The 17,400-nt window shown below is 66.9% G+C and carries 4 protein-coding genes; 3 read left to right on the top strand and 1 reads right to left on the bottom strand.

The annotated features are described in order from the left end of the window. The first annotated feature begins 404 nt into the window (after positions 1-404). The 3 genes from dsbD to dsbG are packed head-to-tail and all read left to right on the top strand — an operon-like array spanning position 405 to position 3,716. A complete protein-coding gene (dsbD, locus tag GEV39_RS08285; RefSeq protein ID WP_173888200.1) occupies positions 405-2,120 on the top strand; it encodes a protein-disulfide reductase DsbD in 1,716 nt (571 codons plus the stop codon). Further along, positions 2,120-2,956 (top strand): TlpA disulfide reductase family protein, encoded by an 837-nt coding sequence (locus GEV39_RS08280; protein ID WP_009684802.1) that lies wholly within the window; start codon positions 2,120-2,122, stop codon positions 2,954-2,956. The genes dsbD and GEV39_RS08280 overlap by 1 nt, the downstream gene beginning before the upstream one ends. A 1-nt stretch (position 2,957) precedes the next feature. Further along, complete coding sequence (gene dsbG, locus GEV39_RS08275; protein ID WP_009684803.1) at positions 2,958-3,716, top strand: thiol:disulfide interchange protein DsbG; 759 nt, start codon at positions 2,958-2,960, stop codon at positions 3,714-3,716. A 421-nt stretch (positions 3,717-4,137) separates the two neighbouring features. Here dsbG and GEV39_RS08270 read toward each other — a convergent pair whose 3' ends face one another. Further along, positions 4,138-17,091: a non-ribosomal peptide synthetase gene (locus tag GEV39_RS08270; RefSeq protein WP_173888198.1), complete on the bottom strand. Its 12,954-nt coding sequence runs from the start codon at positions 17,089-17,091 to the stop codon at positions 4,138-4,140. Positions 17,092-17,400: the final 309 nt, after the last annotated feature.

Genomic DNA, 17,400 nt, shown 5'->3' with positions numbered 1-17,400 from the left:
TGCCTGGCAGAAACTGGCCCGCAGGCCCGGCCCTTTCGCGGGTGAACCCGCTCCTACAATGAATCGCGCAAGCTTTTCAAATTTTGAGAAAGACAGTTGCTCCGTTTGTTTTCGGGCCAGTTATGCCTGTGGGATTTGCGCGCGAACGCCTTGGCGCCCACCACGATATCGCGCCGTACGAACAAGGCGGTCGCGCGCGCCTGTCACAGGCAATACTGGCCCGAAACAAGCGTAGGAGCGGGTTTACCCGCGAAGCGCCGCGCGGGCGGCGCTCGGTCTCACAGGCGCTGCAAATCCCCCGTCAAGCACCGAAAAACCCTCACCCCCTTCAAAACCGCCGTTAACCTTCATTTAATCAACCCCAGCCAGCATGGCCCCATTCCCCGATCTGCCAAGGCGAAGACATGCGCGTTCTCCTGCTCTTCCTGACACTGCTACTGGCTGGCCCCCTGCAAGCCAACCCGTTCGACGTCAAACCCGATTTCCTGCCGGTCGAGCAGGCCTTCGTACTGACCCACGACCGCCAGGCCGACGGCCAGATGCGCCTGTACTTCCAGATCAAGCCGGGCTACTACCTGTATCAGAAGCGCCTCAAATTCGATGGCCTGCCGAGCGATCAACTGCCGCAATTGCCGCCGGCACTCAACCACCACGACGAGTTCTTCGGCGACAGCGCGGTGTACCGTGACCAGCTTGAACTGCTGCTGCCGGCCAACGCCCAGGGCCAGTTGCGCCTGGGCTGGCAGGGCTGCGCCGACGCCGGCCTGTGCTACCCGCCACAAACCACCAGCATCGACCTGGGCGGCAGCGTAGCGCCGGCCGCCGAACAAGCCAGCGACCAGGCCTTGGCCAGCGGCCTGCAACAGGGGCGCCTGGCATGGAGCCTGCTGGCCTTCTTCGGCCTGGGCCTGTTGCTGGCCTTTACCCCCTGCTCGCTGCCGATGCTGCCGATTCTCGCCGGGCTGGTGTTGGGCAACGGTGCCAGCGCCCGCCGCGGTTGGCTGCTGGCCGGGGTCTACGTACTGAGCATGGCCCTGGTCTACGCCGCCCTGGGCGTGGTCGCCGCGCTGCTAGGCGCCAGCCTGCAAGCCTGGCTGCAACAACCCTGGCTGCTGGGCAGCCTGGCGGGGCTGTTCATCATCCTTGCCCTGCCGATGTTCGGCGCCTTCGAACTGCAGTTGCCCGCCGCCCTGCGTGATCGTCTCGACCGGGCCGGGCAAGGTACCCGCGGCGGCAACCTGTATGGTGCGGCCTTGCTGGGCGCGTTGTCCGGGTTGCTGCTGGGCCCCTGCATGACCGCGCCTTTGGCCGGGGCGCTGCTGTACATCGCGCAAAGCGGCGATGTGCTGCAAGGCGCGCTGGTGCTGTTTGCCCTTGGCCTGGGCATGGGCGTGCCGCTGCTGTTGCTGGTCACCCTGGGCAACCGCTACCTGCCACGCCCGGGCGCCTGGATGGACCGGGTAAAGGCGGTATTCGGCTTCGTGTTCCTGGCCATGGCGCTGTACACCGTGCGCAGCCTGCTGCCGGCCAGCCTGCTGCTGGCCCTCGCCGGAGCCTGGCTGGTCGCCCTGGCCTGGGCAGCCTGGCCGGCCCTGCAGCGGCTGCCGGCACTGCGCGCAGTGCCGCTGCTGGGGGCGCTGTGGGGGGGCTTGCTGTTGGTTGGCGCGGCAGCCGGCGGCGACGACCTCTGGCAACCCCTGCGCCCATTCGCCGGGGGGGCAGCCGCGCCAGCCACTGCTGCGCATGCCGAGGACAGCTTCGTCACCGTCAGCCGCCCAGAAGACCTGCAACGCGAACTCGATGCCGCCAAGTCTCGCGGGCAATGGGTCATGCTCGACTACTACGCCGACTGGTGCGTGTCGTGCAAAGTGATGGAAAAACAAGTGTTCAGCCGCAGCGACGTGCAGGCCGGGCTGGCCGGCGTGCACCTGCTGCGGCTGGACGTGACCGCCAACAGCCCCGCCAGCAAAGCGCTGCTACAACGCTACCAGGTACCCGGCCCGCCCAGCATCATCTGGATCGGCCCAGAAGGCGAAGAGCGCCGCGCGCGGCGCATCACCGGTGAAGTGGACGCCGCCGCGTTCCAGCAACACTGGGCCCAGACCAGGAGCCAAGGCTGATGCTCACCGTGACCCTGGGGCCGCTGACCATGGCCCTGAACCACCTGCTCATGCTCACCGCGCTGGTGATCGCCAGCGTGGTCGGCTGGTGGGTCGCACGGCGCGGCGGTGAAAGCCCGGAGTCGGCGCTGTTCAACCTGTTTCTGCTTGGCTTGCTCAGCGCGCGGGCGGGGTTCGTGCTGGCGTACTGGCCGATGTACCGGGACGATCCGCTGCAAATCATCGACATCCGTGATGGCGGCTTTCTGTTCTGGTCGGGCCTGGCGGGTATCGTGGGCGGTGCCCTGTGGCAGGGCTGGCGCCACCCAGGCCTGCGCCGCCCGCTGGGCTGGGCGCTGTTCAGCGGCGCGCTGTTCTGGGGCCTGGCCAGCTTTGGCGGGCACTTGTACAGCAAGGGCACCGAACTCCCCGAACTGAACCTGCGCAATGCCGGCGGCCAGCCCGTGGCGCTGCACAGCTACCGCGGTACACCGCTGGTGATCAACCTCTGGGCCACCTGGTGCCCACCCTGCCGGCGCGAAATGCCGGTGCTGCAGCAGGCGCAGAGCGAATACCCGAACGTGACCTTCCTGTTCGTCAACCAGGGCGAGACCCCGGAAAACGTCAGCACCTTCCTCGCCACCACCGGCCTGAGCCTGACCCACGTGCTGTTCGACGGCACCGGCCTGCTGGCCCAACGCGTCGGTTCGATGGCCCTGCCCACCACGCTGTTCTATGACGCCCAGGGGCGGCTGGTCGGTAGCCACCTGGGCGAGTTGTCCCGGGCCAGCCTGCGCCATGCCCTGGAACCTTTCGAGCGGGCCGCAGCGCCCGCCCCTGCCGCACAAGGAAACTGAAATGCGATTGACTGCACTGCTGCCCCTGTCCCTGGCCCTGCTGGCCGCCCCCGCCTTGCAGGCTGAAGAGCTGCCCAAGGCGGTTCAGCAACTGCAAGCCAAGGGTGCGGTGATCAAGGGCAGCTTCGACGCCCCCAACGGCCTGCGCGGTTACGCCGCCGAGTACCAGAACAACGCCCTGGCCCTGTACCTGACGCCCGACGGCAAGCACGTACTGGTCGGCAACCTGTTCGACGAACAGGGCAAGGACCTGAGCGCAGAGCCGCTGGAAAAGCTGGTGTATGCGCCGATGAGCAAGGAAATCTGGGCGAAGATGGAGAAAACCGCCTGGATCGCCGATGGCAGGGACGATGCACCGCGCAAGGTGTACCTGTTCAGCGACCCCAACTGCCCGTACTGCAACATGTTCTGGGAACAGGCACGACCTTGGGTCGAGTCGGGCAAGGTGCAGTTGCGCCACATAATGGTCGGCATCATCCGCGAAGACAGCCCAGGCAAGTCGGCCGCCCTGCTGGCGGCACAAGACCCGGCCAAGGCTTTGCACGCGCATGAGAAGGCCGGCAAGGCCAGCACCCTGACAGCGCTGAAGCAGGTGCCGCCGGCGGTTCAGCAAAAGTTGGCGGCAAACATGGCGTTGATGGAAGAGATGGGGTTGCAGGCCACCCCAGCGATTTTCTACCAGGATGACCAGGGTCAGCTGCAGAGCCAGCAAGGCGCACCACGGCCGGAGATGCTTGGGAAGATTCTTGGCAAGCGCTGAGATATTGGTTGCCAGTACTGGCCCGTTCGCGGCCGAACCCGCTCCTACAGGTACTGCATAAGCCTTGAGAGCGGCGCTATATCTGTGGGAGCGGGCGTGCCCGCGAAACAGGCGACGCGATGGATGCCACTGACTTTGCCGGTGTTCGCGGCGGTTCGACGCCTCGACAAGCTCGCTTCCACAGGCCGCGTCGCTGGTATCGTCTCACCACACCGAAGAAATCGTAACGAACTGCCACCGGTTCTACATGCTTGCACACCAGCGCATCGAGTCGTTCGGGAATGGTGAAGCGTTTCTGACCCGCTACAGCGCAAAGTCCTATGATGAAGCTTTTATCAACGCTGCGATGTAAATCCAGTCATCTAGTTTGCATGGCGCGCCCCCGCCGCCAGACATTGGCGGTAGGGGCATAGCCTGCGGTTTACAACCCCTCCAGCTCCGCCATCAGGTCACTTAGCCGATCGACCTTGTCGTCATCCAGTGCACTGCCCTGCAGCCCCTGCACATACTCGGCCAGCTCCGCCACGGTGCTGCACTCGAACATCGCCCTCAGCGGCACGTTCAACTGCAACTGCTTCTGCACCCGCGAGGCTATCTGCGTGGCCAGCAACGAGTGCCCGCCCAACTCGAAGAAGTTGTCGTGCACCCCGACCCGCTCAGCCTTGAGCACCTCGGCCCAGATACCCGCCAGTACGTCTTCCAGCTCATTGCGCGGTGCCTGGTAGGCCTGGCTGTGCTGGCCGCCGATGTCGATGGCGGGCAGGGCCTTGCGGTCCAGCTTGCCGTTGGCATTGTGCGGCAGGCTGTCGAACCAGCCCCAGTGCAACGGCACCATGTACTCCGGCAACTCGGCGCGCAGGCGTTGCTTGATCCGCTCCAGCAATTCAGCGTCCCCGGCAATGCCCTGGTGCGCAACCAGGTAACCGACCAAGTGCTTGCCATTGGCACCCTCCTGCACCCCCACGGCAGCATCGCGGATTTGTGCCTGTTCGTGCAGGCGCGCCTCGATCTCGCCCAACTCGATGCGATAACCGCGAATCTTCACTTGGTGGTCGATGCGCCCAACGTACTCCAGCACACCGTCCGGGCGCTGCCGCGCCAGGTCGCCAGTACGGTACAGGCGCTCGCCCGGCGCACCGTACGGGTGCGGGATGAACGCCAGCGCCGTGCGCACCGGGTCGCCAACGTAGCCACGGCCAACGCCGGTGCCAGCCACGCACAGTTCACCCACCGCGCCCAGCGGCACCAGGGCCTGATCGTCCCCGCACAGGTACAGGCGGTTGTTGTCGGTCGGCGTGCCGATCGGCAAATAGGCGCCTTGAGTCGAGGCAGCATCGACCCGGAAGAACGCCACGTCATCCGAGCACTCGGCCGGGCCATAGGCGTTCACCAGCCCCACCTGCGGGTAGCGCTGCAGCCACTGCGCGGCCAGCTCCGGTGGCATGGCCTCGCCGGTTGGCAGCATCCAGCGCAAGCTATCGAGCGCCTGATGGTCGCTGGCCAGCATGCCCTGGATCAGCGATGGCACGCTTTCCAGCACGGTGATGCCACTGGCCTGCACATGCGCCAGCAGGCCCTGCGGATCATGGGCGATGGCGTTCGGCACGATCTGCACGGTAGCCCCGAACAACGGCGCAGCCAAGAACTGCCACACGGAAATGTCGAAACTCTGCGACGCCGTCTGGGCTATCACATCCTGCTCGCTGAGGCCCAGGTAAGGCACCTTGCTCAGCTGGTTGTTGAGCATGCCGCGCTGCTCGACCATCACGCCTTTGGGCAGGCCGGTGGAACCTGAGGTGTAGATCACGTAGGCCAGGTTGTCCGGCCCGCTGTGAATCCCAGGGTTGTGGCTGGCGACCTGGCTGGCCTGGATTTCCTCCCACACCAGCAGTTGCGGGCGCGCCTGCGTGGGCAGCGCACTCAACAGTTGCCGCCCTTGCTCGGCACAGGCGGCGCTGCACACCAGCACCGGCGTGCGGCTGAGCTCGATGATGCTTTGCAGGCGCGCCGCCGGCAGGCCAGGGTCCAGCGGCAGGTAGCCGGCGCCGGCCTTGAAGCTGCCGACGATCATGCCCAGCAGCGGCAAGCCGCGCTCGGCCAGCAGCGCCACCGGCTGGTCGACCTTCACGCCGGCCAGGATCAGTGCGTGGCCCAGGCGGTTGGCGGCCAGGTTCAGACCGGCATAGTCGTAGGCGCCTTCCAGGCAGCGGGCAACGACACGCTGCGGGTGCGCGGCCACTTGCGCTTCGAACTGGGCAACGTAGCTTTGCTCCAGCGGATAAGCCCGCCCGGTGCTGTTGCAGTCTTCCAGCAGGAAGCGCTGCTCTTCGGCGCCCAGCAACGGCAGTTCGCTCACCTCCCCGGCAAAGCCCTCTACCAGCGCCAGCAACAGCCGCTTGAACTCGGCCAGCAAGCGCTCGACGGTCGGGTAGTCGAAGTAGCGCTGGTCGAAAGACAGGTGCAGGCCCAGGTCATCGCCGGGGTAGCACACCGCCGTGAGCGGGAAGTTGGTGTGGGTACGGCCCGAGTCGGAGCTGGCGTTCAGGTGCTGCGCATGGTCGAGCACCGCGGTTTCCACCGGGGCGTTCTCGAACACGAACAAGCTGTCGAACAGCGGCTGGCCCTTGGGCAGTTGGCTGCACTCCTGGATCGCCACCAAGGGCAGGTACTCGTACTCGCGCAGCTCCATGTTGCTTTGCAGCAGGCTGTGCAACCACTGGCGCACGCTGCAACGCTCCCCGGCCAGCGGCAGGCGCACGCGCAACGCGACGCTGTTGATGAACAGGCCCACGGTGCGCTGCATCTGCGGCATGCTGACCGGGCGGCCGGCCACGGTCACGCCAAAGGCCACGTCACGCTCGCCACTGTAACGCGCCAGCAGCAGGGCCCAGGCCGCCTGGGCAAAGGTGTTGACGGTCAGCTGGTGCGCCTGCGCCAGTTCGCGCAGGCGCACGCCCTCGCTCACCTGCAAGCGGGTATGGCAGTCGCCCACGACCATGCCGCTGCCGGCATGGTCATGGCGCAATGGGCGGTCACTGGGCAGCGCCGTGGCGCGCTCGAACCCGGCCAGGTTGGCCTGCCACCAGGCCCGCGCATCGTCCAGCCCCTGGCGTTGCAGCCAGCCAATGTAGTCGCGGTAGCGCGGCGGCACCGGCAACTGCGCCTGGCGGCCCTCGCCAAGCGCCTGATAAACCTCGAAGAAGTCGTTCATCAACAGCGAGCGGCACCAGGCATCGATCAGGATGTGGTGGTTGCTCATCATGAACCAGTAGCGCTCGTCTGCCACGCGCACCAGGCGCAGGTGGAACGGTGCCTCGCTGAGCAAGGCGAAGCCCGCTTCGCGCTCCTGCTTGTGCAAGGCTTGCAGGCGTTGCTCCTGCGCAGCCTCGGCAATCCCGCGCCAGTCCTGGTAGTCGACGGCCAGGTCGCCCGGTTTGTGAATGATCTGCAACATCGCCTCACCGCTGTTCCAGCTGAACGAGGCGCGCAGTGCTTCGTGGCGCGCCACCACGACCTGCCAGGCCTGGGCGAAGCGATCGGGGTCCAGCGCACTGTTGATGCGGTAGCGGTCCTGCATGTAGTACAGGCCGGTGCCCGGCTCCAGCAGGGTATGCAGCAGCATGCCCTCCTGCATCGGGCTCAGCGGGTACACGTCCTCGATCTGCGCTGCCGGCACCGGCAGGGCGTCGATCTGCGCTTGCGTCAGGTGCGCCAGCGGGAAATCCGAAGGGGTGAAACTGCCATTGCCCTCGGCCAGGCAATGCTCCACCAATGCCAGCAGTTCCAGGCGGTAGGCTTCGGCCAGCGCGGCAATGGTCTGCCTGTCGTAGCGTTCGGCGCTGAAGGTCCAGCGCAGCTGCAGGGCGCCGCCATACACCTGGCCATCGACACTCAGCCAGTTGGGCAGCGGCGCGTCGGGGTCGTGGGCCAGGCCGGCCGGGGCATCCAGCGGCTGGAACAGCGCCGCGCTGTCGAACTGCTGGTCGAACTGGCCCAGGTAATTGAAGGTAATGCGTGCCTGCGGCAACGCCGCCATCTGCTCGCGCCCGGCGTCGTCTGCCAGGTAGCGCAGCACGCCGTAACCCAGGCCTTTGTGCGGCACCTGGCGCAGCTGCTCCTTGATGCGTTTGATCGAGCCTGCCCGCGCGGCGTCATCCTCACCGGGCACCGGGCGCAGGCTCAACGGGTAGGCATTGGTGAACCAGCCCACGCTGCGGGTCAGGTCCATATCCTCGAACAGCCCATCGCGGCCATGGCCTTCCAGCTGCACCAGCACGCTGTCGTCACCACTCCAGCGGCACATGGCCCGCGCCAGCGCGGTCAGCAGCAGGTCGTTGACCTGCGTGTGGTAGGCAGCCGGGGCCTGTTGCAGCAACTGCCGGGTCTGCTCGGCATTCAGGCCGGTCGCCAGGGTTAGCGCGTGGCGGTGCAGGTTACCGCCCTGGGGGTGATCGCATGGCAGCTCACGGCGGGCACCCCCCAGTTGGCTTTGCCACCAGCCCAGCTCGTCACGCAACGAATCGCTGCCGGCATAGCTGGCCAGGCGCGCGGCCCAGTCGCCCATGGCATGGGTCTTGGCGGGCAGTGGCTGGCCACGGTACAGCGCCTGCAAGTCTTCCAGCAGCACACGCCAGGACACACCATCGACCAGCAGGTGGTGAATCGCCAGCAACAGGCGCTGGTGGCCCTGGCCGTCCGTCACCAGCAGGCCGCGCAGCAGCGGGCCCTGCTGCAGGTCGAGGCTGCGCTGCACATCGCTGTACAACGCCTGGCAATCGGCAAAATCGGCGACGGTGGCAGCCCACAACAGCTGATCCTCAGCCGGCTGGGTGTAGGCAGCCTGCCAACGGCCCGCGGCAGCACTGAAACGCAGGCGCAGGCTGTCGTGGTGCTGCACCAGCGCGGCCAGCGCCTGCTCCAGCGTGGCTTTATCCAGCGGCTGGCGCAGCGCCAGCAACAGCGCCTGGTTCCAATGCTGTGGCTGCGGCACCTCGCTGTCGAAGAACCAGTGCTGGATCGGGGTCAGGCCAACCTGGCCCTCGCGCAGCCCCTGGTCGATGCTGCTGTGCGCTTCGCTCTGCCTTGCCACAGCGGCCAGCGCCTGGATGGTCTGGTGCTGGAACAGGTCGCGTGGCGTGAACTGCAGCCCGGCCTGCCGCGCCCGGCTGACCACCTGGATCGACAGGATCGAATCGCCGCCCAGTTCGAAGAAGTTGTCCTGCACCCCCACCGGGGCGACGTTGAGCACCTCGCCCCAGATCTGCGCCAGCCGAGCTTGCACGTCATCGCCAGGGGCCTGGTAGTGCTGGCGGGCGTGCTGAAGGTCCGGTAGCGGCAGGGCGCGGCGGTCGAGCTTGCCGTTGCCCATCAGCGGCAGGCTGTCGAGCAGCACCAGGTGCGCAGGCACCATGTAGTCAGGCAAGTGCTGGCGGGCCTCGGCCTTCACGGCTTCGCGCAGGCGGTGCTGCGCCTCGTTGTCGGCTGCGGCCTGCTGGCACACCAGGTAGCCTACCAGCTGCTTGCCGCCTGGCAGGTCGAGGGCCAGTACCACTGCCTCGTCGACATCGGCGTGTGCCTGCAGACGGCTTTCGATCTCGCCCAGTTCGATGCGGAAACCGCGAATTTTCACTTGCTGGTCAGCGCGGCCAACATACTCGACCAGGCCATCGGCGCCCAGGCGTACCAGGTCACCGGTGCGGTACAGGCGCCCACCTGCGCTGCCGAACGGGTCGGCAACGAAGCGCTCGGCGCTCAGCCCCGGGCGATCGTGGTAGCCCTGGGCCAGGCCGGCGCCGCCGACATACAGCTCACCGATACCCCCTTGCGGCAACAGCGCCAGGTCTTCGTCGAGGATGTAGGCCGTGCGGCTGCCGATGACCTGGCCGATCGGCACACTGCCCAGCGCTGCAGGCAGCACCTCTGGCGCCAGGCAGGCCAGCGGCATGACCACGGTCTCGGTCGGCCCATAGGCATTGAAGAACTGCTGGGGCGCGAATGCCTGGCGAATACGCTGCAGGTGCTCACCGGTCAGCGCCTCGCCACCGGTGATCACCAGGCGAACCGGCAGCTGCTCGCCCTGGCCGCCCAGGTATTGCGCCAGTTGGCTCCCGTAGCTTGGGGTAAAGCCAAGGATGTTCACCTGCTGCTCACGCACCAATTGGCATATTTCCTCCGCACCCCACTGCCTCTGGGCACGCAACACCACCCGCGCACCGCACAACAGTGGCACCCACAGGCGCTCGCTGGCGGCGTCGAAGTTGATCGAATAGAAATGCAGCTCGCAATCGTCGCTGCGCATGCCGAACGCGGCGCTCACGGCCTGGCAGTGCATGGCGAACTCGCCATGGCTGACGACCACGCCCTTGGGTTTGCCGGTGGAGCCAGAGGTGTAGATCAGGTAAGCCTGGTGCTGCGGCAGGCTGAGGTTGGCCAGCGGCGCAGCGCTGTAGGCCGCCAGGCTGGCTGCGTCGTCTTCCAGGCTCCAGCGCGCCACGCCTTCGGGCAATTCGCCCAGGCTTTGCAGCAGCTCGCGCTGGCTAAGCAGCAGGCCGATACGGCTGTCCTCGATCATGTAGCGCAGGCGGTCGAGCGGGTATTCAGGGTCCAGTGGCACGTAGGCGCCGCCAGCCTTGAGGATGGCCAGCAGGCCAACCACCATTTCCAGCGAACGCTGCAGCGCCAGGCCTACCCGCACCTGCGGCCCGACACCCCGTTCGCGCAGGGCCCGGGCCAGGCGGTTGGCGCGCTGCTCGAGCTCGGCATAGCTCAGGTGCTGGCCGGCGAAGGTCAACGCCCCGGCCTGCGGCGTACGTGCGGCCTGGGCCGCGAACAACCCGTGCAGGGTCTGCCCGAGGCCCAAGTGCGGGTCGCCCTGCAACTGGCCCAGCAGTTGCTGCTGCTCGCTGCTGCTCAGCATCGGCAGCTCGCACAGGCGCTGTTGCGGGTTGTCGAGCAGACCGACCAGCAGCTGTTGCCAGTGTTCGGCCATGCGCGCGATACGCGGCTCATCGAACAGGTCACGGCTGTAGGTCAGGCAGCAGCCCAGGCGGCCATCCAGGTCGGTCACTTCCAGGTACAGGTCGAACTTGGTGGCGCAGGCGTCGTTGACCAGGTAATCCACCTGCATGCCGGCCAGGCTGCGGCTTTGCTGGAAGGCCCAGCGCTGCACGTTGCACATCACCTGGAACAACGGGTTGTAGGCACTGCTGCGTGGCGGTTGCAGGGCCTCGACCAGTTGATCGAACGGCAGGTCCTGGTGCGACTGGCCTTCGATGGCAGCCTGACGCACCTGCTCCAGCAAGGCGCTGGCGCTCATCTGCCCATCCAGTTCGCAGCGCAGCACCTGGGTATTGAGGAAGGCGCCGATCAGCCCTTCGCTTTCCGGGCGGATGCGGTTGGCCACCGGCGCACCGATGCGCAGGTCGCGCTGGCCACTGTAGCGGTGCAGCAAGGCAGCCAGGGTGGCTGTCATGGTCATGAACAGGGTCAGGCCACGCTGGCTGTTGAAGGCATGCACGCGCTCGACCAGGGCCGGGTCGAGCTCGAAGCGGTACAACCCGCCCCGGTGGCTTTGCACCGCCGGGCGTGGGCGGTCGGCGGGTAACGCCAGCACCGGGTGCTCGGTGCCCAGGCGCGTTTGCCAGTAGGCCAGTTGGCGAGCGCCCTCGCCGCTTTCCAGCCATTGCCGTTGCCACACGCTGTAGTCAAGGTACTGCACCGGCAGTGGCGCCAAGGGCGACTCGCGGTCGTCGACAAAGGCCTCGTACAGTTCACCCAGCTCGCGGGCGAAGATGTCCATGGCCCAGCCTTCGGTCACGATATGGTGCAGGGTCAGCACGAAGAAGTGCTCGCGCTCTGCGGCCTTGACCAGGCAGGCGCGCAGCAGCGGGCCGCGTTCAAGGTCGAACGGCTGGTGCGCCTGGTCATCGGCCAGCTGTTGCAGGCGTTGCTCACGGGCAGCGCCGGGCAAGGCGCTGAAGTCCTGCCAGTGCAGGTGCAGGCCGCTGTCTTCGGCCACGCACTGGTAGGGCACCCCGTCGATGCTGGGGAACGTTGTACGCAGGGCTTCGTGACGCACGATCAGCGCATGCAGCGCCCGCTCGAACGCCTCAACGTGCAAGGTGCCGCGCAAGCGTGCCATGCCGCCCACGTTATAGGCCGGGCTGTCGGGCTGCATTTGCCAGAGGAACCACATGCGCTGTTGCGAATAAGACAGCGGCACCGCCTGGCGGCGGTCTACGCGGGCGATCTGCCCTTGCAGGTTGCGCTGGCCATTGCCCTGGATGCGGGCAACCTCGGCACAGAATGCGCCCAGCTCGCTGGCCTCGAACAGGGCCTTGAGCGGCAGCTCCACGTCGCACGCCTGGCGCGTGCGGGAAACGATCTGTGTGGCCAGCAGCGAGTGGCCGCCCAGGGCGAAGAAATCATCGCGCAGGCCCACACGGGGCAGGTTCAGTACATCGCGCCAGATGGCAGCGACCTGCTGTTGCAGTGCTGTTTGCGGCTCGACGTGCTCACGCTGCTGCCACACCGGGGCCGGCAGCGCCTTGCGGTCGACCTTGCCGCTGGGGCCCAGGGGCATTTGCGCAAGGGCAGTCAGCTGCGCCGGCACCATGTACGCCGGCAGGTGCTCGGCCAGTACCGTCAACAAGGCTTCGGCCTGGGCGCTGCCGGTGTAGTAGCCGACCAGTTGCGCGCCGACCGCATCGTTGTGAATCAGTACCAGCGCCTGCTCGACACCCGCTTGCGCCAACAGGCAGGCCTGGACTTCTTCAGGTTCAACGCGCAACCCCCGTACTTTCACCTGCTGATCCAGGCGCCCGAGGTATTCCAGCGCGTGCAACTGAACCTGCCAACGGGCGCGGTCACCACTGCGGTACAGGCGCTGGCCGTTGCCATCGGCCTGGGGTACGAAACGCTCGGCGGTAAGCCCTGGGCGCCCCAGGTACCCACGGGCCAGGCCCGCACCGCCCAGGTACAACTCGCCCGGCACGCCGGGTGCGGTGAGCTCGAGTTCGTCATCCAGTACCCGGCACAGCACGTTGGCCAGCGGCCGGCCGATGGGTGAACGCTCGCCGTCCGTGGCCTGGCAATGCCAGTGAGTGACGTTGATGGCGGTTTCGGTCGGACCGTAGCGGTTGTGCAGCTGCACGTGCGGCAGCAGTTGCAGCACCCGGTCGCGCAGCGCCGCCGACAAGGCCTCGCCCCCGGAAAACACCCGGCGCAGGCTGGCGCAGCCCGCGGCCTGTGGTTCCTGGACAAACACCTGCAGCAGTGGCGGCACAAAATGCAGGGTGGTCACGCCATGCGCCTGGACCAGGGCCGCAATGCGCTGCGGGTCGCGATGCTCGCCAGGGCCGGCGAGCACCAGCTTGCAGCCGGTGATCAACGGCCAGAAGCACTCCCACACCGACACGTCGAAACTGATCGGTGCTTTCTGCAGCAGCACATCCTCGTCGCCCAACCCATAGGTGGCCTGCATCCAGTGCAAGCGCTCGGCCAGCGCCGCGTGAGTATTGCCCACGCCTTTGGGCTGGCCGGTGGAGCCGGATGTGTAGATCACGTAGGCCAGGTTGTCACCTTGCAGGTGCAAGCCAGGGGCATGGTTGGGCCAGTTGTCCAGGTGCAGCTGGTCGAGGGCGATGGTGCTGACGCCATCGACCTGTGGCAGCTTGCCCACCAGGCTGCTATGGCTGAGCAACAGGCCGGTACCACAATCGGCCAACATGTACGCCAGGCGCTCGGCGGGGTAATCCACGTCGAGCGGCACGTAGGCGCCGCCGGCCTTGAGAATGGCCAGCAAGCCGACCAGCAGTTGCGGCGAGCGCTCGAGGGCGATGGCGACGCACGTGTCAGGACCGACACCTTTGTCGCGCAGGTAGTGGGCCAGGCGGTTGGCCTGCTGGTGCAGTTCGGCGTAGCCCAGGCTGCCGCCCGCCCATACCAGGGCAGTACGTTGCGGCGTCAGGCGGGCCTGCTCGTTGAGTTGCTCGACCAGCAGTTGCTGCGGCGCGGCGGCTTCGGCCTGGCCCCAGCCCGACAACTGGCGCCGGCCCGCCTCGTCGAGCAGTTGCACCTCGGCCAGGGCCAGGTCGGGCGCGGCGCACACTTGCTCCAGCAGTGCCAGCAGTTGCCCGGCCAGGCGCTGGATGGTGCTGGCCTCGAACAGTTCGTCGGCATAGTCGAACGCCAGGCTCAGCCGGCCCTGGTGGTCCTCCTCACTGTGCAGCTGCAGGTCGAACTTGGCTTCGCGGCTGTGCCACGGCAACTCTTCGGCCAGCAGGCCTGGCAGGCGGCGCAGTGCCGACAGGTCGCGTTGCTGGTGGTTGAACATGACCTGGAACAGGCCCTGCTCGCGGGCTTGCGGCAGGGCCTCGAGCAACTGCTCGAACGGCAGGTCCTGGTGGGCCTGGGCCTGGAGCGTGGCCTGGCGCACCTGCGCCAGCAGCTGGCTGAACGGCATGCGGCCATCGAGTTGCGCGCGCAGCACCTGGGTGTTGATGAAGAAGCCGACCATGCCCTGGGTTTCCAGGCGCGGGCGGTTGGCATTCGGCACGCCGACGCGGATCTCGGCCTGGCCGCTGTAGCGCTGCAACAGTGCCTGCCAGCCGGCCAACAGGACCATGAACAGGCTGGCCTGCTGCGCCTGCGCCAGGTCCTTGAGGGCTTGGCTGAGCGTGGCGGGGACCTTCACGCTGAAACGCGCAGCACTGAATGTGCGCTGGTTGGCCCGGGGTTGGTCGGTGCACAGGTCAAGCACAGGCAGTTCGTCACCGAGCTGGGCCTTCCAGTACTGCAGTTGGCGTTCGGCTTCGCCGTCGGCCAGCCACTGCCGCTGCCAGTTGCCGTAGTCGGCGTAGCCCAGGGGCAGCGGCGGCAACGGTGCCTGCAGGCCCTGGCAGTGAGCGGCATACAATTTGGCGAATTCATCGAGCAGGATGTTCAGCGACCAGCCGTCGGCCACGATGTGGTGCAGGGTCACCCACAGCTGATGGTTTTCATCGTCGAGCCGGGCCAGGGTCACACGCAGCAACGGGCCTTGCGTCAGGTCGAACGGCTGGCAGGCCTCGGCCTCACGCTGGGCGGTGACCTGCTCGGGGGTCTGGCCTGCGAGGTCCAGGCGGGCGAGGCTGAACGGCTGCTGCGGCACAATACGCTGCAGCGCCTGGCCGTTTTCTTCAGCGAACACGGTACGCAGCGACTCGTGGCGCGCCACCAGTGCCTGGAATGCGGCCTGCAGGGCGCTAGCGTCCAGTTCGCCGCGCAGGTGCAGGCCGGCGGGAATGTTGTAGGCCGCCGATTGTGGTTGCAGTTGCCACAACAGCCACAGGCGGTTCTGCGCCAGCGACTGGGGCAGCGCCTGGGCGCGTGCCAGGGGCGCGATAGCTGCGGGCTGGGCAGCGCCTGCACCGATGAGCGCAGCCACCGCATGGCTGTAGTCGGCCAGCACCGGCGCCTCGAACAAGGTGCGCAGGCTCAGGTCGATGCCCAGTTCGTCGGCCAGCCGTGCCGTGGCCTGGGTAGCGGCGATGGAGTTGCCGCCCAACAGCAGGAAATGGTCATCTGCCGCTACTGCCTGGACCTTGAGGGTGTCGCGCCACACCGCCGCGATGCGCGCCTGCAAGGCATCGCCTGATGCCTGGGTGGCAGCAGCGGCGCTCGGCTCAGGGAATTGGGCATAGCAGTCCAGGCTGCCATCGGCCATGCGCACGCGGCAGGCCGAACGCTGCAGCTTGCCGCTGGAGGTTTTCGGCAGCGCGCCTGGGTTGAGCAGCAGCACCACCGCCGGCGCCTGGCGGCAGGCATCGGCGGTGACCTGGCGCAGGGTGTTGATCAGCGCCTGGGGTTGGGTGGCCTTTTGCACGCTGCGGCTGATCTCCACCGCCACGCCGATGCCCTCCTCGCCCTGATGCTCGACGGCGAACACCGCCACCCGGCCTTTGCGCAGTGCCTGCACTTCACGCTCGAGGGTTTTTTCCAGGTCTTGCGGGTACAGGTTCTGCCCACGCACGATCAGCATGTCTTTCAGGCGCCCGGTAACGAACACCTCGCCTTCACGCATGAAACCCAGGTCACCGGTTCGCAGCCAGGTCTGCCCGTCCATTTCGACGAAGGTGCGCGCGCTGGCTTCTGGGTTACGCCAGTAGCCCGAGGCGATACTCGGCCCGCCGGCCCAGATTTCCCCCACCTGGTTGTCGCCCAGCCATTGCCGCTGTTGCGGCTCGACGATGCGTACCGCGTGCCCCGGCTGCGGGAAGCCGCAACTCATCAGCACGCTGCCGGTACCGGGTTCGGCGCGGTTGGCGGCCAAGGCGTCGGCATCCAGCGCAAGCGCGGGGATACCCTGGCCACGGCGGCTACCGCTGACGAACAAGGTTGCTTCGGCCAGGCCGTAGCTGGCGAAGAAGCTCTGGGGGTCGAAGCCGCAGGCCTTGAAGGTGTCGGCGAAACTCGCCAGGCTGTCCTGGCGGATCGGCTCGGAGCCCGAATAGGCCACGCGCCAGCGGCTCAGGTCGAGCCCGGCCAGCGAGGCCTCGCTGACCCGCTCGCTGCACAGGCGGTAGGCAAAATCGGGGCCGCCGCTGATGGTGCCGCCGTAGTCGCTGATGGCCTGCAACCAGCGCACTGGCCGGGCGAGGAAGTAGCCTGGCGACATCAGTACGCAAGGCACACCGCTGAAGATCGGCTGCAACAGGCCGCCGATCAGCCCCATGTCGTGATACAGCGGCAACCAGCTGACGATCACGTCGTCGGGGTTGAGGTCGATGCCAAAGCCGCTGCGGATGAGTTGTTCGTTGGCCACCAGGTTGCCATGGCTGACCTGCACGCCTTTGGGCAGTGCGGTGGAGCCGGAAGTGTACTGCAGGAAGGCGATGTCCTGGCTGCTGAGGGCAGGTTCCTGCCAGGTCTCGGCCAGGGCGGGGTCCAGGCCATCCACTGCCAGCAACGCGGGCGCCGCCTCGGCGGCAAGTGCTTCCAGGCCCTGCAGGTTGTCGTGCAGCGCCGCCACGGTCAGCAGCAGGCGCGGCTCGGCGTCGGCGATGATCGACAGCAGGCGTTGCTGGTGGTGCTGGCGGGCAGATTCCGGCGGGTAGGCCGGCACTGCAATCACGCCGGCGTACAGGCAGCCGAAGAACGCCGCTACGTAATCCGGCCCACTGGGAAACAGCAACACCGCGCGGTCACCGACGCTGGCGCGTGCCTGCAGGGCGGCGGCGATGGTGCGCGCGCGCTGGTCGAGCTCCCGATAACTGAGCACAGCCTGCTCGTGCGGGGCGTCGGCGAGAAAGCGCAGGGCAATCCTGTCCGGGGTCTGCGCGGCGCGTTGCGCCAGGGCCTGGACCAGCGAGAGCGGGAGTTCGAAGGCGTCCGTCATGGGGTGTTCCTGCCAGTATCTGTTGGGGCGTGCCGACTGCGCCGCGAACATTGGCGGGCAGCGGTTGGCGGCCGGGGATGTACACAGGGGAACGGATGGGCGGCGGGAGAAATTAGCGGAGGTGGCGGGGTAAGGCGGGTTCAGGGGTATGCCAGCGACACGCATGTCATGGCCTATGCCTCAAAAATCGAAAACTCCTGATACCAATTACATTTCGCATTTGACAATCATTATCATTGTGAATAGCTTGTCGCACGTCGTAGGAAGCGTCCCTGCCCCGGGTGCCTCCTCCCCCTCTGTGACAAGGTG

It is taken from the genome of Pseudomonas sp. NY5710, from assembly GCF_013305665.1.
Classification (GTDB): Bacteria; Pseudomonadota; Gammaproteobacteria; order Pseudomonadales; family Pseudomonadaceae; genus Aquipseudomonas; species Aquipseudomonas juntendi.
Note: the sequence above shows the minus strand (reverse complement) of the source record. Positions and strands in the feature narration are given on the sequence as shown.

What these genes read in the sequence shown, in the direction of transcription:
- GEV39_RS08270 (WP_173888198.1), bottom strand. Translation starts at nt 17,091, where the DNA reads ATGACGGACGCCTTCGAACTCCCGCTCTCGCTGGTCCAGGCCCTGGCG.
- GEV39_RS08280 (WP_009684802.1), top strand. Translation starts at nt 2,120, where the DNA reads ATGCTCACCGTGACCCTGGGGCCGCTGACCATGGCCCTGAACCACCTG.
- dsbG (WP_009684803.1), top strand. Translation starts at nt 2,958, where the DNA reads ATGCGATTGACTGCACTGCTGCCCCTGTCCCTGGCCCTGCTGGCCGCC.
- dsbD (WP_173888200.1), top strand. Translation starts at nt 405, where the DNA reads ATGCGCGTTCTCCTGCTCTTCCTGACACTGCTACTGGCTGGCCCCCTG.